The sequence below is a fragment of the Oleiphilus sp. HI0067 genome (genome assembly GCF_001635735.1).
On the sequence record NZ_LWFI01000684.1, the window covers coordinates 1 to 652 of the forward strand.

Annotated in this window: 1 protein-coding gene; it reads right to left on the minus strand. The window is 43.3% G+C overall.

What is annotated here, in order from left to right; genetic code table 11:
- Positions 1 to 27 precede the first annotated feature (27 nt).
- On the minus strand, positions 28 to 652 hold a 625-nt coding region (locus A3739_RS07775), incomplete at its 5' end, for an enoyl-CoA hydratase-related protein (RefSeq protein ID WP_156502453.1).

Sequence of the window (652 nt, forward strand, 5' to 3'; positions counted from 1 at the left end):
TTTTTGTTCAACTAAATGCAAGCCAAATCAATATTCCCCCGGATAAAAACTTGGCATATCCGTAGAGCATTTCTGTTTATATTCAGCAGGCCGCTTTTCTAAGAAAGCACTAACGCCCTCTTTACCGTCAGCAATACTTTGGTAAAACATCCCTAGAGAATCAATTTTATGTGCTTCTAAAGGATGTCCTTTTGCCGAATTTCGATACAGCATCTGGCGAGTAAGCGCTAGCGCAACAGGACTATGCTTAGCAATTCGACGAGCTAGAGCATAAGCCTCATTAAGCAACTCTTCAGCTGGCAATACATTCGTCACAAATCCAATATCTTTTGCCTCAGCACCATCAATAATGTCACCGGTAAAGCAAAGTTCTAATGATTTTGGTAAACCGACAATACGGGGCAAGAACCAAGAGGAGCATGCTTCAGGAACGATGCCTATCTTGTTAAACACAAATCCAATCCGCGCTTTTTCGGACGCGAGACGAATGTCCATTGCGCAAGTCATTGTGGCACCAATACCAACCGCGGCACCGTTAATTGCAGCAATAATCGGCTTACGACATTTATAAATTTCGAGCGTTAACTTGCCACCCTCATCACGAATACCGTCATGAATCTCAGGGGCATCAAGACGGTCATTCATATCATCT